General features: G+C 72.6%; 14 protein-coding genes. 7 read left to right on the top strand and 7 right to left on the bottom strand.

Features of this window, described 5'->3' with window-relative positions; all coding sequences use genetic code 11:
• Nucleotides 1-484 precede the first annotated feature (484 nt).
• The 5 genes from AB0K92_RS01990 to AB0K92_RS01970 form a co-directional block, all read right to left on the bottom strand.
• The gene (locus AB0K92_RS01990) at nt 485-1,720 is read right to left on the bottom strand and encodes a M20 family metallopeptidase (RefSeq protein WP_365918761.1); all 1,236 of its coding nucleotides are present in this window, start codon (nt 1,718-1,720) and stop codon (nt 485-487) included.
• Between the two features lie 263 nt (nt 1,721-1,983).
• Nucleotides 1,984-3,069: a hypothetical protein gene (locus tag AB0K92_RS01985; protein ID WP_365918442.1), complete on the bottom strand. Its 1,086-nt coding sequence runs from the start codon at nt 3,067-3,069 to the stop codon at nt 1,984-1,986.
• Between the two features lie 35 nt (nt 3,070-3,104).
• Nucleotides 3,105-4,043, bottom strand: a complete 939-nt coding sequence (locus AB0K92_RS01980; protein ID WP_365918440.1) for an N-acetylneuraminate synthase family protein — start codon at nt 4,041-4,043, stop codon at nt 3,105-3,107.
• 13 nt (nt 4,044-4,056) lie between these two features.
• Complete coding sequence (locus AB0K92_RS01975; protein ID WP_365918438.1) at nt 4,057-5,295, bottom strand: N-acylneuraminate cytidylyltransferase; 1,239 nt, start codon at nt 5,293-5,295, stop codon at nt 4,057-4,059.
• Nucleotides 5,296-5,423: 128 nt separating this feature from the next.
• Nucleotides 5,424-6,767 carry a DUF6716 putative glycosyltransferase gene (locus AB0K92_RS01970; RefSeq protein WP_365918436.1) on the bottom strand — a complete coding sequence of 448 codons (1,344 nt, stop codon included), beginning with the start codon at nt 6,765-6,767 and terminating at the stop codon, nt 5,424-5,426.
• 198 nt (nt 6,768-6,965) lie between these two features.
• On the opposite strand from AB0K92_RS01970, the gene AB0K92_RS01965 reads away from it, so the two are divergent.
• The 7 genes from AB0K92_RS01965 to AB0K92_RS01935 all read left to right on the top strand — a co-directional run bounded on the left by AB0K92_RS01965 (nt 6,966) and on the right by AB0K92_RS01935 (nt 15,439).
• Complete coding sequence (locus AB0K92_RS01965; RefSeq protein ID WP_365918434.1) at nt 6,966-7,952, top strand: glycosyltransferase family 2 protein; 987 nt, start codon at nt 6,966-6,968, stop codon at nt 7,950-7,952.
• Nucleotides 7,952-9,289, top strand: coding sequence for a polysialyltransferase family glycosyltransferase (locus AB0K92_RS01960; protein WP_365918432.1), 1,338 nt, complete (start codon nt 7,952-7,954; stop codon nt 9,287-9,289). The genes AB0K92_RS01965 and AB0K92_RS01960 overlap by 1 nt, the downstream gene beginning before the upstream one ends.
• 475 nt (nt 9,290-9,764) lie before the next feature.
• Nucleotides 9,765-10,730, top strand: a complete 966-nt coding sequence (locus AB0K92_RS01955; protein WP_365918430.1) for a glycosyltransferase family 2 protein — start codon at nt 9,765-9,767, stop codon at nt 10,728-10,730.
• A 3-nt stretch (nt 10,731-10,733) separates the two neighbouring features.
• The gene (locus AB0K92_RS01950) at nt 10,734-12,089 is read left to right on the top strand and encodes a polysialyltransferase family glycosyltransferase (protein ID WP_365918428.1); all 1,356 of its coding nucleotides are present in this window, start codon (nt 10,734-10,736) and stop codon (nt 12,087-12,089) included.
• Nucleotides 12,090-12,144: 55 nt separating this feature from the next.
• A complete protein-coding gene (locus tag AB0K92_RS01945) occupies nt 12,145-13,230 on the top strand; it encodes an acyltransferase (RefSeq protein WP_365918426.1) in 1,086 nt (361 codons plus the stop codon).
• Nucleotides 13,231-13,362: 132 nt separating this feature from the next.
• Nucleotides 13,363-14,292: a class I SAM-dependent methyltransferase gene (locus AB0K92_RS01940; protein ID WP_365918424.1), complete on the top strand. Its 930-nt coding sequence runs from the start codon at nt 13,363-13,365 to the stop codon at nt 14,290-14,292.
• A gap of 79 nt (nt 14,293-14,371) precedes the next feature.
• Complete coding sequence (locus AB0K92_RS01935; RefSeq protein ID WP_365918759.1) at nt 14,372-15,439, top strand: acyltransferase; 1,068 nt, start codon at nt 14,372-14,374, stop codon at nt 15,437-15,439.
• A 10-nt stretch (nt 15,440-15,449) separates the two neighbouring features.
• Here AB0K92_RS01935 and leuE read toward each other — a convergent pair whose 3' ends face one another.
• Nucleotides 15,450-16,103 (bottom strand): leucine efflux protein LeuE, encoded by a 654-nt coding sequence (gene leuE / locus AB0K92_RS01930; protein ID WP_365918422.1) that lies wholly within the window; start codon nt 16,101-16,103, stop codon nt 15,450-15,452.
• A 51-nt stretch (nt 16,104-16,154) separates the two neighbouring features.
• The gene (locus tag AB0K92_RS01925; RefSeq protein WP_365918420.1) at nt 16,155-17,735 is read right to left on the bottom strand and encodes a methylmalonyl-CoA mutase family protein; all 1,581 of its coding nucleotides are present in this window, start codon (nt 17,733-17,735) and stop codon (nt 16,155-16,157) included.
• Nucleotides 17,736-17,866 lie beyond the last annotated feature (131 nt).

Here is a 17,866-nt window from a genome sequence, read left to right as displayed (position 1 = left end):
GCCGCACAGCCCCGCACGGACGGGAAGCCGCCGACAGAGAAGGCGCCCCACCCAGGCCACCCGCACCCGGCCACCCATCCCGCACGGGCGGCGCGGATGGGAAACACGCGGGCCGATGGCGCAGCCGAGGCCGCACAGCCCCGCACGGACGGGAAGCCGCCGACAGAGAAGGCGCCCCACCCAGGCCACCCGCACCCGGCCACCCATCCCGCACGGGCGGCGCGGGTGGGAGACACGGCGGGCGATGGCGCAGCCGAGGCCGCACAGCCCCGCACGGACGGGAAGCCGCCGACGGTGAAGGCGCCCCACCCAGGCCACCCGCACCCGGCCACCCATCCCGCACGGGCGGTGCGGGTGGGAGACACGGCGGGCGATGGCGCAGCCGAGGGCGGGGCGGGTGGGGAGCCGCCGTCGGGGGACGGGCCCCGCCCAGGTCACCCGCACTCGGGCCCCTCCCGCACGGGTGGTGCAGCGGTCGGGGGCGTCAGTGGCCCGAGTCGAGGAGGGCTGCCGCGGTGAAGAGTTCCACGCCGACCGTGATGGCGTGTTCGTCGACGTCGAAGTCGCCCTGGTGCAGGTCGCGGACGGTGCGCTCGCCGGGGGTGCGGACGCCGAGGCGGGCCATGGCGCCGGGAACGTGCTCCAGGTACCAGGAGAAGTCCTCGCCGCCGAGGCTCTGCTCGGTGTCCTCGACGGAGTCCATGCCGCGCCGGACGGTCATGGCGTCGCGGAGGAGTTCGGAGACGCCGGGGTCGTTGACGACGGGCGGGACGCCCCGGACGTAGTTGATCTCGGACTTGGCCCGGTGCAGCCCGGCGACCTCGTCGATCGCGGCGTGGACGAGGTCCGGCGCCTGCCGCCAGGCCTCCAGGTCGAGGCAGCGGACCGTACCGGACAGCTCCGCGTGCTGGGGGATGACGTTCGGCGCGTGGCCGGACTCGATGCGGCCCCAGGTGACCGAGAGGCCGCTGCGCGCGTCGACGCGGCGGGCGATGATCGCCGGGACGTCGGTGACCACCCGCGCCACGGCGGTGACCAGGTCGGTCGTCAGGTGCGGCCGGGCGGTGTGGCCGCCGGGGCCGTCGAGGGCGATCTCCAGCCGGTCGCAGGCGGAGGTGATCGCGCCGTGGCGCAGCCCGATGCGGCCGGCGTCGACCCGCGGGTCGCAGTGCACGGCGATGATCCGGGCCACCCCGTCCAGCACGCCGCCGTTCTCGATGGCGTCGGCGGCGCCGCCGGGCAGGACTTCCTCGGCGGGCTGGAAGAGCAGCCGGACGGGGCGCGGCAGCAGGCCCTGCCGGTGCAGGTCGGCGAGGACGAGTCCGGCGCCGAGCACCACCGTGGTGTGCACGTCGTGGCCGCAGGCGTGGCAGCGGTCGGGCACGGTGGAGCGGTAGGCGCACTCCGTCTTGGCGTCCGGGATGGGCAGCGCGTCGATGTCCGCGCGCATCGCCAGCATCTCGGGGCCGCCGCTCCACTCGCCGCCGTCCGCGCCGATGTCACAGACGAGGCCGGTGCCGCTCGGGAGCACCCGCGGCTTGAGGCCGGCCTGCTCCAGCCGGGCCTTGATCGCCTTGGTGGTGCGGAACTCCTGATTGCCCAGCTCGGGGTGCATGTGCAGGTCGCGGCGGAACGCGACCAGCTCGGCGCGCAGCGGCTCCGGCAGGGTGCCGGGCAGCATGGCTTCCCCGGGGAGATCGGCCTCGGACTCCAGTGACATCAATTGCTTCACCCTCTGAAGGGTAGGACGTCCGGACGGCCAACGGTCCTGAGATCAACAAAAGTTCTACCCGTTAGGGGAAGAAAAATCGGCCGCCGAACGCATAGGTACCAGGTCGGGTGGGTAAACTCGCGCGACTCGGCCGATTCCGACGACCGGCCGGGCCGGTGCAAGACCCATCCACTTCTCCACGGATACCACGCCCTGGCTGAGCCACGCTCGACTGTTCACCCACCGGAACGGTCCGGAGCCGGGTCCCCGCCCTAGACCGCCCGCACCGCCGACAGCCGGTGCACGTCCCGTGCGGTGCCCGTCACACCCTTGAGGAAGCCCTGGGCGCGGGGGGAGGCGGTGCTGGTGAGCCATGCCGGGTCGATGTCGCAGACGGCGACGCGCACCTCGGTGCCGGCGAGGGCCAGCGGGAGGGTGTGCACGACCGTCGAGGGAAAGCTGAGGATCGTACGGCCGATCGGGCCCCGCCGGGCTATCAGCTCCAGCGGGAGGTCGGGGCGTACGACCTCCAGGCCGGTCTCCACGGCCAGCCGGTGGAGTTTGTCCGCGCTCTCGCGGCGGTGGGCGAAGTAGCGCGCGGCGCCGTGGGTGTGCGCGAGGGAGCGGACGGCGGCCAGGTAGCGGTCGCCGTCGACGACGCCGGTCTCGACCAGGGAGGTGCCGACCATGTCGGCGCCCCGGGTGATGCGGGGCGGGCCGAAGCGGGACCGGGTCCAGGAGAAGTCGTTGGCCCGGACGGTCACCCCGTCCGGGGTCTCCTCGATCGGCATCGAGGAGAAGATCTCCACGCGGCGGTCCGCGGCCGGGGTGAGGCGGCGGCGGGCCGAGGAGGAGACGGGGGCGAAGGCCAGGTCGCGCGGGCCGGGGCGGGTGCCCTTGCGGTGCCAGCGGACCAGGCGCTCGCCGCGGGTCAGCTGGGTGACGAACTCCATCGTGGCCGTGCCGTCGTCGACGACGACCAGGTCACGGGCGCGGGTGATGGTCAGCAGCAGCTGGACGTAGCGGGAGAACGGGTCGCCCATGACGATGCGGCGGGCGCGGCGCAGGGGTCCGGTCAGCCCGCCGACCGTCTGGAAGGGGGCCAGCGCGCCGCCGCGCGCCTCCTCCCAGCGGACCTGGTGGCCCTCGCGCCGGGCCAGCTCGGCCATGCGGCGCAGCTGGCCGCGGGTCATGGGGTCGACGGGCGACAGGACCACCAGGGTGAGCCCCGCGCCGGGGTCGTGGGCGTGCGCCCACTCCAGCACGTTCAGCAGCTGTACCGGACTCTCGACGAAGGCGAGGGTGTCGAGGGCGCGGGTTTCTGCGCGGCGGCCGGTTCTCCCGGCGCGGGGGCTCATCGGCGTACGACCGTCCCGTCGTCAGTGATCCGGACTCACACCGTGACCGGCTCGCCCGCCGCCGCGGCGATCTCCGCCTCGGCGACCACGCCGGTGACGCGGCGCAGCTTCTTCATGGGGCCGAGCTCGGAGTCGTAGACCTTCTTCACGCCGTCGCCGAGGGAGGCCTCGATGGTGCGGATGTCGCGGACGAGGCGGGTCAGGCCCTGCGGCTCGACGGAGGCGGCCTGGTCGGAGCCCCACATGGCGCGGTCGAGGGTGATGTGGCGCTCGACGAAGACGGCGCCGAGGGCGACGGCGGCGAGGGTGGTCTGCAGGCCGGTCTCGTGGCCGGAGTAGCCGATCGGAACGTTCGGGTACTCCTTCTCCAGCGTGTTGATCACGCGGAGGTTCAGCTCCTCGGCCTTGGCCGGGTAGGTGGAGGTGGCGTGGCAGAGCAGGATGTTGTCGCTGCCCAGGACCTCGACGGCGTGCCGGATCTGCTTCGGCGTGGACATGCCGGTGGAGAGGATGATGGTGCGGCCGGTGGCGCGCAGGGCGCGCAGCAGCTCGTCGTCGGTGAGGGAGGCGGAGGCCACCTTGTGGGCGGGGACGTCGAACTTCTCCAGGAAGGCGACGGCCTCGGTGTCCCACGGGGAGGCGAACCAGTCGATGCCCTTGGACGTGCAGTACTCGTCGATCTGGCGGTACTCGTCCTCGCCGAACTCCACGCGGTGGCGGTAGTCGATGTAGGTCATGCGGCCCCAGGGGGTGTCGCGCTCGATGTCCCACTGGTCGCGCGGGGTGCAGATCTCCGGGGTGCGCTTCTGGAACTTGACCGCGTCGCAGCCCGCCTCGGCGGCGGCGTCGATCAGCTTGAAGGCGTTCTCGAGGTCGCCGTTGTGGTTGATGCCGATCTCGCCGGTGATGTAGACGGGGCGGCCGGGGCCGACCTCGCGGGTGCCGAGGGTGCGCAGGCGGGAGTTGGTGCTCATGACAGGACGTTCCTTACTTGGTGAGGGGGGCGGGAGAGTCGAGAGAGGGTCCGAGAATCCAGCCGGCGATCTCTCGGATCGCGCCGTCACCGCCGGGGAGGGCGGTGACCGCGCGTGCGGCGCCGCGGACGACGTCATGGGCGCTCGCGACCGCGACCGGCCAGCCGACGAGGGCGAAGCAGCCGAGGTCGTTGACGTCGTTGCCGACGTAGAGCACGCGCTCCGGCGCGATGCCCTGCTCCTCGCACCACTGCTTGAGCGCGAGGTCCTTGCGGTCGATGCCGTGCAGCACCGGGAGCCGCAGCTTCCGGGCGCGGGCGGCGACGACCGGGTTCTGTTCCGTGGACAGGATCAGCAGCTTCAGGCCCGCCTTGCGCAGGGCCGCGATGCCGAGTCCGTCGCCGCGGTGCACGGAGACGAACTCCCGTCCGTCGGAGTCGATCAGCACCCGGTCGTCGGTCTGGGTGCCGTCGAAGTCGAGGACGACCGCGTCGATGTCACCGGCGGTCGGGAGGGCGCCGGGCCTGTCCGCGTCGAAGAGCGGGGCGAGGGCGCGGGCGCGGGCGAGGTCGTGCGGGTCGTCGATCTCCAGCACGCGCGCGGGGTCGGTGCGCACCAGTTCGGTGCGGCCGAAGAAGCGGTGCCGGTGCTCGCGGAAGCCGGGCGCGTCCATGGCGTAGGCGGCGCCGGTCTCCAGCAGGTCCTGGGGGCGGTCCTGGCGGCGGGGGCGGTACGCCTTGTCGTGGTTGACGCCGTGGCCGCCGTCCTCCTGCGTGTCGCCGTCGCGCCAGACGAAGCCGTGGAAGGGCGCCACCGTGACGGCGGTGTCGGCGCCGTTCTCGGCGACGGCCGCGGCGACCCCGTCGACGTCCTCGCGGGTGAGGAAGGGGCTGGTGCACTGGACGAGGAGGACCACGTCGACCGGGGAGCCGTGCAGGGCCTCGTGGGCGTCCAGGGCGTGCAGGACGGCCGCCTCGGAGGTCGCGGTGTCGCCGGCGATGGCGGCGGGGCGCAGGACGACCTCGGCGCCGGCCGCGCGGGCGGCCTCGGCGATGGCCTGGTCGTCCGTCGACACGACGACGTCGGTGACCAGGCGGGCGGCGCGGCACTCGCGGACCGCGCGGGCGACCAGCGGTACGCCGCCGACCGGGGCGAGGTTCTTCGCGGGCACGCCCTTGGAGCCGCCGCGCGCGGGGATCACCGCGAGCACCCGGCGCATCGCGGCACCCGCGTCGGCCTGCGAGTCGGACATGGCTTGCACTCCTTGGGCAGAGGTGAGTGACGGGCGCGCCTCAGGGGGCGCGGGGGCTTGCGCGGCCGGCCTGGACGGCGCCGCGTCCGACGGACGTCCTCGCGCGTCCCTCCCGGCGAGGCGCCCGCTCACAGCTCGCCCATCCGCCGGATCACGGGCGCCACGCGCTGTACGCCGTGCCGGTAGGCGCCGCGGGCGGCCCGGCGGACGATCTGCCGGACCGGGCCGGGTTCCCTGTCGTGGGCGGGGGCGCCGGGCAGCGGGGTGCCGTCGGGGCCGAGGTGGTGGCGGGCGAGGATGCCGGGCAGGTAGCCGGGGGCGGTCGCCGGGGTGTAGTAGGGGGTGAGCGGCGGCAGCGCGTCCGCGGCGAGCAGCGCCGCGATGCGGGCGCGGGCCGCGTCGAAGGCGGTCGCGTACTCGCCGTCCGCGGCGACGCCCTGCCGGGCCACCCACTCGGGGTCCGGGTCGGGCCGGTGGCCGGCGTCGAGCTGGTCCCAGGAGGCGAGGCAGCCGGAGCCGACGAAGTGGTGGTTGCCCAGCACCTCGCGCACGCCGAGGTCGGTGAGGACGACGGTGGGGATCCGGCGGTGCAGGGACTCCAGCGCGGCGGTCGAGCTGACCGTGACCAGCAGGTCGGTGCGGTCCAGGACCTCGCCCATGTTGCCGTAGACCAGCCGGAAGTTGGGCGGCAGGTCGAGCTTCTGGGCGAGCTTCTGGTAGGGCAGCTCCTCGATGTGCGTGGTGTGCTCGCCGGGCTTGGAGCGCAGCTTGAGCAGCACCTCGCGGCCGGGGTGCAGCCGGGCGTGCCGGACGAGCCGTTCCAGCAGGTAGGCGCGGTCCGTGCGGCGGTCCGGGACGGACGGCTGGGCGGCGAAGACGACCGTGTACGGGTCGTGTTCACCGGCGTACGGGGCTCCGCCGAGGAACGGGAGTGCCACCTCGGTCACGGCGGAGGAGTCCGCGCCGACCCCGTCGTAGACGGCCCGGAAACGGTCGGCGTCTTGGCGGGAGTTGGCGAGGACGAGGTCCGCGCCGTGCCGCAGCAGCAGGCCGTCGGCGAGCTTCTCGTAGACGACGCCGACGTAGCCGGTGACGACGACGGGCCGCTTCGGGCGGTCCTCCCACACGCGCTTGAGGCCGTGCAGCATCGCCTGCACGCCGCCGCCGACGAGGGCGAGGACGAGCACGTCGTACGGTTCGCGCGCCATGGTGCGCAGGAACTCGACGGCGGTGACCTCCCGCAGGGAGTCGGCGCGCACGCCCACCTCGGCGAGCTGGCGCGGGGTCGGGGTGGCCCGGCCGCGCAGCAGGTATCCGTCGAGGACGGGCGCGGCCGGCTCCCCCTCCCCGGGGGCGGTTTCCGCAGGCGGGCCCGCGGCGATGCGGTGCGCGGTCAGCGCACCCCATTTCCAGCGGGTGTCCGAGTCCGCGAGCACCGCTACGCGTGGGGGCTTCGTTGTACGTGGTGGCACGTCCAAGACGCTAGGAAGCGATTCCGTGTTGCGGCCCAACCGGGACTCAACAAAAAGTTAACAGCGCCCCACCGAGAGCCGAACTGGCTTGTGGCGGGCCGGAAAGTACACGGCATGCACCGTTCCGACACATGGAGTTCACCCCTGGTACGGCCACCGGAAAGGCATGCGGCCGGGCCGCCTCCTAGGGTTTCTCGAGTGCCAAAGCTTTCCGTGATCGTGCCGTTCTACAACGTGCAGCAATACGCCCCGGACAACCTCAGAAGCCTTCGCGCGAATGCCCGGCCCGACTTCGAGTTCATCCTGGTCGACGACAAATCGAAGGACGAGACACCGGCCATTCTCGAACGCGCGGCCGGGGAACTCTCCGAGGTGGCGCGGGTGCGCTGCATCCACCGGGAGGAGAACGGCGGGCTCGCCACCGCGCGCAACACCGGGCTGGACGCGGCGACCGGCGAGTACGTGGCCTTCCTGGACGGTGACGACTGGCTCGCCCCCGGATATCTGAGCGAGCTGGTCGCGGCCATCGAGGAGCTGGGCTGCGACTTCGTGCGCACCGACCACGTGCAGGCCACCGCGCGGGCCCGCTCCGTGCACCGGGTGCCGGTCGGGCGGCGCGGCGAGGTGCTGAACCCGCGCGAGGCGATCCTGCCCGCCGACCGGACCACCTCGGTGGACTACCCGTACGCCTGGGCGGGCGTCTTCCACCGGCGGCTGCTCGACAAGGGCCTGCTGCACTTCACCGACGGGCTGCGCACCGCCGAGGACCGCCCCTGGATCTGGAAGCTGCACCGCGAGGCGGAGTCGTTCGCCGTGGTCGGGCTGCTCGGCGTGTTCTACCGGCGCGGGGTCGCCGGGTCGCTCACCCAGATCGGTGACGTGCGCCAGCTGGACTTCATCCGCGCCTTCGACCAGGTGATCGGGGAGACCGCCGCGGACCGTGACGCGGACCGGCTGCTGCCGAAGGCGGTGCGCACCTACTGCGCGATCATCGCCCACCATCTGTCGGAGATCGAGAAGTTCGAGCCGTCCGTGGCCAGGCAGCTGCGCGCGATGAGCGCGGCGGCGATCCGGCGGATGCCGCAGGACGCACTCGGCGACGTGCTCGACACCATGGACTTCCAGCGTGCCTCCAGGCTGCGGCGCCTGCGGCGCCGGATCACCACAGCGAAGGCGGCGGCCTGATGTCCCGTACCACCCAGATCTTCTGCGTCTCCACGCTGTACGGCGCGGCCACCCTCGCCGCCGCCCTGGACTCCGGCTGCTTCGCGGAGCCGGACCGGCGGGTGCTGCTGGTGTTCAACAACGCGGCGACGCCGGAGACCACCCCGGCCGTCGACGAGATGCCGGGCTTCGCCGCGCTGCGCCACCACTTCGGCGACGTGCTGTCGTACAACGAGGCCATCCGCCCCTTCCACCCCGGCGCCTGGCAGCCGCGCTCCGACGACCTGCCGCTGTTCGAGCGCTATCTGCGGCAGCTGTGGGACCTGGGCGACGACCGCGTCGAACTGGTCGTGGAATCCCTCCAGGTCAACCCGGCGCTCGGCCTCGCGCAGATCTTCACCGACGCCCCCGTCCACGCCTACGCCGACGGCCTGATGAGCTACGGCCCCACCCGCAACAAGCTCGACCCGCTGGTCGGCACGCGGGTGCGGCGGCTGCTCCACCTGGACCTGGTGGCGGGCCTGACGCCGATGCTGCTGACCGAGTTCGGCGTGGAGCCGCGGGTGGTGCCGACGGAGGCGTTCCTGAAGGTGCTCGGCGGCCTCGCCGACGCCGCCGGGGAGCTGACCGAGGTGCCGCAGGGCGCCGCGCTGCTGCTCGGGCAGTACCTGTCCGCGCTGAACATCCTCTCCGCGAAGGAGGAGGAGGACCTGCACGTGCGGATGATGCGGGGCGCGGTGGCGCGCGGGCACCACACGATCGTCTTCAAGCCGCACCCGACCGCCCCGGCGAGCCACAGCCACGCGCTGGAACGCGAGGCGGAGAAGCTGGGCGTGGAGCTGACCGTGCTGGACACGCCGGTGCTGGCGGAGGTGCTGTTCGAGAAGGCGGCGCCCGCGCTGGTCGTCGGCTGCTTCTCGACGGCCCTGTTCACCGCGTCGGCGCTCTACCGGCTGCCCGTCGCCCGCGTCGGGACCGGCATGCTGCTGGACCGGCTGGCGCCGTTCCAGAACAGCAACCGCGTCCCCGTCGCCCTCGCCCACGCGCTGCTGCCGGACCTGGAGTCCGACGGCCGGGACGAGGAGCGGGCGCTCCCCCGCGAGCTGCTCCAAGGGCTCGTCACCGCCATGAGCTTCGCGATGCAGCCGCAGATCCACCCCGGTCTGCGGCCCGCGGCCGAACGGTTCCTGGCCGAGCACTTCGGTCCGCGCACCCAGCACTACTTCAAGCGGCGCCGGCTGACCGCGCTGGGGCTGCCCGGCGGGCTGCCGCAGCGGCTGGCGTTCCTGCCGCGCAACGCCACCGCGCGCCGGGTGGCGCACCGCGGGCGGGTGATCCTGAAGGCCGTACGGCGCTGAGCCTGCGGGCGGCGCGGCGCCGGCCTCGCGAGCACGCGCCATCGGCCTCGCGGGCACGCGCCATGGGCCTCGTGGGCGGCGCGCCGCTGAGCTTGCGGGCCACGCGCCGCCGGCCACGCGGTCCGTGCGGTGCCAGCCTTGCGAGCCGTGCGGCGCCGGCCTCGCGGGCCACACGCACCGGCCACGCGGGCCCGCGCGCCGCCAGCCTTGCGAGCCGCGCGGCGCCGGCCCGGGCGCGGTCCTCGACGCGCACCCGGCGGCCGTGGCGGACGTGCACGCCGCCCAGGACCTGCTGTGGAAGACGACCCGGTCGAACCTCCGGGAACTCGGGGAGATCTTCGGACAGGCGTGAGACACCGAGAATTCACGCGCCCCGAGGAGGGAATTCACCTTTCCGCGTCTCGCACGACACCGCTCTCCCAGGAGTCGTAGCTAGCCTGTTCTAATAGCCGCCCTTCACCCCTGAGAGAGCCCCGTGCCCAAGCTGTCCGTCGTCGTCCCCATGCACAATGTCGGGGAATTCGCCGAGAGTACGCTCCGGAGTCTCGCCAACAACGCGGACGACGACGTGGAGTTCGTGATCGTCGACGACTGTTCCACCGATTCCACCCCGTCGGCGATCGACCACTGGGCGGCGAAACTCCCGCACGTGACGGTGATACGGCACGAGCGGAACCGGGGAATAGCCCAGGCCCGCAACAGCGGAATCGACGCCTCGACCGGGGAGTTCCTCACCTTCCTCGACGGCGACGACTGGTACGGCCCCGGCCACCTCGCCGCGCTGGTGTCCGCCGTCGAGGAGCTGGGCTGCGACTTCGCCCGCACCGACCATGTGCAGGTCACCGGGAAGGAGCGGGTGATCCGGCGGCCTCCGGCGCGGGTGCGCGAGGCCGTGATGGACCCGCGGGACGGCATAGCGCCGGCCGACATGGAGACCATGGTCGACTATCCCTTCGTCTGGGCGGGGATCTACCGGCGCCACCTCTTCGACGACGGCCGGATGCGCTTCGCGACCGAACTGCGCACCGCCGAGGACCGGTTGTGGATCTGGCGGCTGCACCTGACGGCCCGCACGTACGCCTCCGTCGGCCTGCACGGCGTCTTCTACCGGCGCGGCGTGGCCACCTCGCTCACCCAGATCAAGGACGACCGGCAGCTGGACTTCTTCCCGGCCTACGACATGCTGCTGCGGGACGTCATGAACGACCCGGAGTCCGGCCGCTTCCTCCTCAAGGCCGTGCGCACCTACTGCGCCATGATCGCCTTCCACATCGGCAAGGCGGACGAGTACGAGCCGGTGGCGGCCCAGCGGCTGCGGCGCGAGGCGACCGCCGCGCTCCGGCGGATGCCCGAAGAGGCCCTGGAGGAGACCCTCCGAACCATCGACAGGACTCGTGGCAGGTTGCTCAGCCGCCTGCGTGACGGGCGGAAGGCTGCCTGATCCATGCCCCACACCACCCAGATCTTCCAGGTGTCGACCCTGTACGGGGCGGCCACACTCGCCGCGGCGCTCGACGCGGGCCTGTTCGGGCCGCGGGGCGAGGCCCGGCGCATCCTGCTCGTCTCCAACAACGCGGCGGTACCGGAGACCGCGCTGCGGCTGGACGAGATGCACGGCTACGCGCGCATAGCCGGCCGGTTCGACAGCGTGGTCAGCTGGAACGAGGCGATCCGCCCGTACCACCCCAGCAGCTGGGGCCCGCGCGGGAACGACACGGTGATCTGGCAGAGGGCGTTCCGGCTCGCCTGGGGCATCGGCGAGCGGGACCGCATCGATCTCGCCGTCGAGTCGATCCAGGTCAGTCCGGGCCGCGCCCTGGCGGCGATCTTCTCCGAGGCCGCCGTCCACGTGTACGCCGACGGCCTGATGAGCTACGGACCGACCCGCAACAAGCTCCCGCTGACCATCGGCTGGCGCATCCGGCGCCTGCTCCACCTCGACCTGATCCCCGGTCTGAGGCCGCTGCTGCTGTCGGAGTTCGGGGTCGAGCCCGAGGTCGTCCCGGACGCCGCGTTCCGCCGGGTGCTCGACGAGATCTCCGAGGACGCGGCCGACGACCCGCGGCTGGCGCCCGTCCTGGCGCAGAAGCCGACGGCGGTGCTGCTGGGCCAGTATCTGGCGGCGATCGACATCCTGAGCGCGGACGAGGAGGAGGACCTGCACGTCCGGATGCTCACCGGGGCCGCGCGGGCCGGGCACCGGTCGGTGGTCTTCAAGCCGCACCCGACGGCTCCCGCCAGTTACTCGGCCGCGCTGAGCAAGGCGGCCGCGGAGGCGGGTGTCCGGCTCACCGTGCTGGACGCGCCGCTGCTCGCCGAGACGCTGTACCACCACGCCCGGCCCGAGCTGGTCGTCGGCTGCTTCTCGACGGCCATGGTGACCGCCTCCGCCTACTACGGCGTGCCCGTCGGCCGGGTGGGGACCGCGCTGGTGATGAACCGCCTGAAGCCGTACGCCAACAGCAACCGGGTGCCGCTGGCCGTCGTCGACCACCTGGTGCCCGACCTGGAGCGCGACGGGACACCGGCCGTCCTCGGCGCCGCCCCGGCGTCGCTGCCGCCGCTGGTACGCGCCATCGGCTTCTGCATGCAGCCCGAGACGTACAAGAGCCTGCGGGAGCCGACGGTCGCCTGGCTGCACGAGCATCTGGCGGCCAGCCCCCCGCACTACTTCCCCGAGCTGCGGCTGGCCGAGCTGGGCCTGCCCGGCAGCCGCCCGCAGGCGCGCGCCCGGATCCAGGTGCGGCGCGCCAGGCGCGTCGTGCGGCGGGCGATGCGCCGCGGCGGCGCCCGCAAGTAGCGGGCCCGTCGCCCCGGTTCCGACGTCTTCAGCCATCCCCCAGGAAAGGTGCGCGGTGCGCAACGACACAGCAGCCGTACTCCTGCCGCAGCAGAGACAGGCCACCTCCGAGCAGCCCGCGCGGGAGCGGGAGCACCGCTACGACGTGGACCTGATGCGGCTGATCTGCTCCGCCACCATCATGCTGGGGCACGTCGGCGCGCAGTTCATCCTGGCGACCCGCAACGACCCGGCCAACGGCGCCGGATCGTACTGGGCGGGGCATGTGGCCGAGGCGGTCAACCCGTACGCCGTCCCCATGTACTTCGCGATCGCCGGCTGGGCCGTCCTGGTCGGCGCGCCCCCGCGCGACACCGGCAGGATGTGGAAGCGGATCGTCCGCAACACCGTGCCGCTGTTCGTGTGGACGGCGATCTACCTGGTGTGGGCCTGGCTGCGCGACCGCAACGACGAGCCCATGACCGAGCTGGCGGCCGACTCCCTCTTCGGCTCCGTGCAGCCCGCGTACCACCTGTGGTTCATGTACACGTACATCCCCATCATCGTGCTGCTGGCCTTCGCGATGCTGATCAGGGCCGGGCAGCGGCCCTGGCGGCTGGGCGCCGTCCTCCTGGGCATCGCGGTCCTGCCGAGCGTGATGACCACCCTCTCCGAGGTCACCGGCCGGGAACTGCCGTCCGTCGCCTGGGGCTTCGGCACCTACTCGCTGGTGTACGCGGTCGGCGGGGCACTGCTGTTCTCCCTGCCGCGCCTCGGCGCGCGGTGGCGCGGGCTGCTGCTGGTGCTGCTGCCGCTGACGATGGCCGGAAGCCTCTGGTACAACACGCAGGTCCACTACGTGATGCCCAACGCGCACCTGTTCGTCGCCGTGATGAGCATCTGTGTGCTGCTGCTGGTCAGCCGGGTGCGGGTGCCGGAGACGTGGCGGCCGCGGCTGAAGAGGCTGGCCGGCGCCGCGCTCGGCGCGTACATGGTGCACGTGCTGTTCGTGGAGGAGATCGTCCGGCCCCTGGTGTCGCCGGACCTGAGCGGGCCGGTGGCGGGTCTCCTGCTGGCCGGTCTCGTGATCACGGTGATGATCCTGTCGTTCGCCACCAGTCTGCTGTGGGGCCGGCTGAGGCTGCGGCGCCTGCTCGGCTGACCGCGTTCGCCTGTTGTTCACCGAGCGGTCGCTCCGCGGGCCTTGGCCCCGGATGCCGCCGACCTAGCCTGGCTCCCGTGATCGGACCGCACCACTCCGACCGACTCCCGACGGATTGAGGTTCTCGGTTCCATGAAAAGCCGCTCCCTGCTCACCAGTCCGGCCTCCCGGCGCCTGCTGCGGCCGGTCGCCGACCTCATCGACCAGCGCATCGAACGGCGGCTGCGCTCCGCGGCGGCCCGGGACGCGGCGGACAGAGAACGGCTGCGGGAGGCCGTGGACCTGATGAAGCAGCATCAGCTCACCCTCGACCTGCTGCTCGGGTCGCGGGCGCGCGGCCTGTCGCGGATCGTGCACCAAGGCCCCCTGGACCGGCTGCAGAACGAGGTGGCCGCCCTCGTCGGGGACCGGGACGCCGCCGTCCGCAACGTCGCCACCGCGTTCCGGCTGCTGGTCGCGCTGGAGTCGCTGGGCGTCGGCCGGATCGCCGGCGGCACCATGAACATCTGCGGCAAGCTCGGCACGATCCCCCTGCTCGCGCCGCGGGACAACGACGAGATACTCGAGATCGGCACGCTGTACGGCATGTTCTCCACCGGGCTGATCCGGATGATGGAGCGCGACGGCCGCAGCCCCGGCGTGACGATCGTCGACCCGTTCGCCGGTGTGCAGCTCCAGCCCGGCACCCCGCAGCGGCCCGACCCGACCGGCGCGCCGGTCGACGAGCACGCCGTGCGCACCAACCTCGCCCTGGCCGGCCCGGCGGGCGCCGCCGCCCGGATCCAGCGCGGCTTCTCCGAGGACCCCGAGACCCGGGCGGCCGTCTCGGACCGCTCCTACGGCGTGATCGTCGTCGACGGCGACCACTCCGCCGAGGGCGTCCTCGCCGACCTCCAGTGGGCCGAGCGGATCGCCGCCCCGGGCGCCGTGATCGTCCTCGACGACTACGGCGACCCCAAGTGGCCCGGCATCAAGGAGGCCCTGGACAAGCACCTGGCGGGCGGGACGCGCTTCACCTACCTGGGGAAGGCCTCCCTGTCGGCGTATCTGCGCGCCGCGTGACAGGCGTCCGTACGAAGCGAGGAGCGTGAGGGTGACCGAGACGATCGTGAGCCCGGCCCAGGCGCGGCCGGGCACCACGGTGCTCACGGCCCCGCCGGCCGGACGCGGCCGGCTCCGGGCGCTGGACGGGCTGCGGCTGGTGGCCGCCCTGATGGTGGCGCTGTACCACTACGGCGGCCGGGGCGGCGAGATCGCCGAGGCGTGGGGCTCCTCGCCGAAGCAGCAGTTCCCCACCCTGCACACGTGGTTCGCCTACGGCTGTCTCGGCGTCCAGGTCTTCTTCGTGATCAGCGGTTTCGTCATCTGCATGAGCGGCTGGGGCCGGCCGCTGCGCTCCTTCTTCGCCTCCCGCGCGGCCCGGCTGATGCCCGCGTACTGGGTGGCCGTGGTGCTGGTGACGGCGGTGTTCGCGCTGCCGGGCGTGGCGTTCGCGGCGGTCTCGCCGAGCGACGCGCTGCTGAATCTGACGCTGCTTCAGCAGCCGCTCGGCGCGGACCGGGTGCTCGGTGTGTGCTGGACGCTGTGGGTGGAGATCCGCTTCTACGCCCTGTTCGCCCTGTGCGTGGTGCTGCCGGGCGCGAACCGGCGGCGGGTGGTGCTGTTCTGCGCGGTGTGGACGCTCGCGGCGGCGATCGCCGACGCCGCGGACGAGCCGCTGCTGGATCTGGTGCTGATGCCCGAGCACGCGCCGTTCTTCATCGGCGGCATCGGCCTGTACCTGCTGCACCGCGACCGGCGGGACGCCCTCGCCTGGGGCATCGTGGCGGTGAGCTGGCTGACGGGGCAGCACTACGCCGTGGCGGCGCTGTGGCACAGCCCGAGCCCCGGCCAGTTCTCCTACCGCTCGGCCTCGGTGATCGTCCTGATCGTCACGCTCGGCTTCCTCGCCGTGCTGGCGGTGGCGCTGGGGTGGCTGCGCCGGGCGGACTGGCCGTGGCTGACCACGGCGGGCGCGCTGACGTACCCCTTCTACCTCGTCCACGAGCACCTGGGCTGGGTGGCCGTCGAGGTCTTCCACCAGGAGCTGGCCCTGCCGTCCTGGCTGACCCTGACGGCCACGCTGGTGACGATGCTGGTGCTGGCCCGCCTGCTCAACCGGTACGTGGAGGACTGGGCGACACCGCGGCTGCGGCGGGCGCTGCGCTGAGGCGCGCGGGTCAGGGGCTCGCCAGGGACAGTTTCACGGCGAAGCCGAGGAACAGGGCGCCCGCCGCCGAGGTGGCGCCCGCGGCCAGGCGACGGCGGCGGCGGAAGGCGTCGGCGAGCCGGGTGCCGCCGAAGATCAGCAGTGTCAGGTAGAGGAAGCTGGCCGTCTGCAGCAGGGCGCCCAGGATCAGGAAGGACAGCGCCGGGTAGGCGTAGTCCGGGTCGACGAACTGCACGAAGAAGGAGATCAGGAAGAGGATCGCCTTCGGGTTGAGCAGGGAGACCACCAGGGCGCGGCGGTAGGGGCGCTCGTCGCCCGCGGGGACGGCTGCGGGCGAGCCGGCGGCCGCCCGCTCACCGCGCGTCTTCCACAGGGCCCGCGCCGAGCGCAGCATGCCGTACGCCATCCAGGCCAGATAGGCGGCACCGGCGTACTTCACCACGAGGAAGAGCAGCGGTGTGGTGGTGAGCACGGAGGCCGCGCCGAGCGCGGCCAGGGTCATCAGGATCGTGTCGCCGGTGAAGACGCCGGCCGCCGCCGCGTAGCCGGTCCGCACGCCCTTGCGCGCGGCCACGGACAGCACGTAGAGCGAGTTGGGCCCGGGGAGCAGGACGATCAGGACCAGGCCTGCCAGGTAGGTGGGAAGGTCGATGACACCGAACATGGAGAGGAGTGTGGCACGGGGGTACGACACTCCTCACGCGCGTTCCGTACGTCAGAACGCGTCCGACGGGACGTACGTCCCCCACACGTCCCGCAGGGCGTTGCACACCTCGCCGACCGTCGCGCGGGCCCGCAGGGCGTCCTTCATCGGGTACAGGACGTTGTCCTCGCCCTCGGCGGCCTTCTTCAGGGCGGCGAGGGCCGAGTCCACCGCGCGCTGGTCGCGCTCGGCGCGCAGCTTGGCGAGGCGTTCGGCCTGCTGGGCCTCGATGGCGGGGTCGACGCGCAGCGGCTCGTACGGCTCCTCCTCGTCGAGCTGGAAGCGGTTGACGCCGACCACGACCCGCTCGCCGGAGTCGGTCTCCTGGGCGATCCGGTAGGCGTTGCGCTCGATCTCGTTCTTCTGGAAGCCGTGCTCGATGGCGGAGACCGCGCCGCCGAGGTCCTCGACCTTCCGCATCAGCTCGATCGCCGCCGCCTCGACGTCGTCGGTCATCCTCTCGATGACGTAGGAGCCCGCGAAGGGGTCGACGGTCGCCGTCACGTCCGTCTCGTAGGCGAGGACCTGCTGGGTGCGCAGGGCGAGCCGGGCGCTCTTGTCCGTGGGCAGCGCGATGGCCTCGTCGAAGGAGTTCGTGTGGAGGGACTGGGTGCCGCCGAGGACGGCCGCCAGGCCCTGCACGGCCACGCGCACCAGGTTGACCTCGGGCTGCTGGGCGGTCAGCTGCACGCCCGCGGTCTGGGTGTGGAAGCGCAGCATCATCGACTTGGGGTTCTTCGCGCCGAACTCCTCCTTCATCACCCTGGCCCAGATCCGGCGGGCGGCGCGGAACTTGGCGACCTCCTCCAGGATCGTCGTGCGGGCGACGAAGAAGAAGGACAGGCGGGGCGCGAAGTCGTCGACGTCCATGCCGGCCGCGACGGCGGTGCGCACGTACTCGATGCCGTCGGCGAGGGTGAACGCGATCTCCTGCGCGGGGGACGCGCCGGCCTCGGCCATGTGGTAGCCGGAGATCGAGATGGTGTTCCACTTCGGGATCTCGGCCTTGCAGTACTTGAAGATGTCGGCGATCAGGCGCAGCGAGGGCTTGGGCGGGAAGATGTACGTCCCGCGCGCGATGTATTCCTTCAGCACGTCGTTCTGGATGGTGCCGGTCAGCTTGTCGGCGCTGACGCCCTGCTCCTCGGCGACGAGTTGGTAGAGGAGCAGCAGGAGGGCCGCCGGGGCGTTGATCGTCATCGACGTCGACACCTTGTCCAGCGGGATGCCGTCGAACAGCACCCGCATGTCGTCGATCGAGTCGATGGCGACGCCGACCTTGCCGACCTCGCCGTGCGCGATGGGCGCGTCGGAGTCGTGGCCCATCTGGGTGGGCAGGTCGAAGGCGACCGACAGGCCCATGGTGCCGTTGGCGATGAGCTGCTTGTAGCGGGCGTTGGACTCGACGGCCGTGCCGAAGCCGGCGTACTGGCGCATGGTCCAGGGCCGGCCGGTGTACATCGTCGGGTAGACGCCGCGGGTGAACGGGTACGCGCCGGGCTCGCCCAGCTTCCCGGCGGGGTCCCAGCCTTCCAGGGCGTCCGGTCCGTAGACCGGCTCGATGGGCAGTCCGGACTCCGACTCGCGCGCCATGGTGTTGCCTCCCGCCGAGCGCTCGCGCGCTCTGATCGCCAGTTGCTCGTTTGCCAGTTACTCGCCAGTACGTATCGACCCTCGCGACGGACTGTAGCGGCGGCCGGTGCGCCGGGTGGAGGGCCCCACGC

The organism is Streptomyces sp. NPDC052687, from assembly GCF_040678395.1.
In the GTDB taxonomy this organism is placed as follows: domain Bacteria; phylum Actinomycetota; class Actinomycetes; order Streptomycetales; family Streptomycetaceae; genus Streptomyces.
Note: the sequence above shows the minus strand (reverse complement) of the source record. Positions and strands in the feature narration are given on the sequence as shown.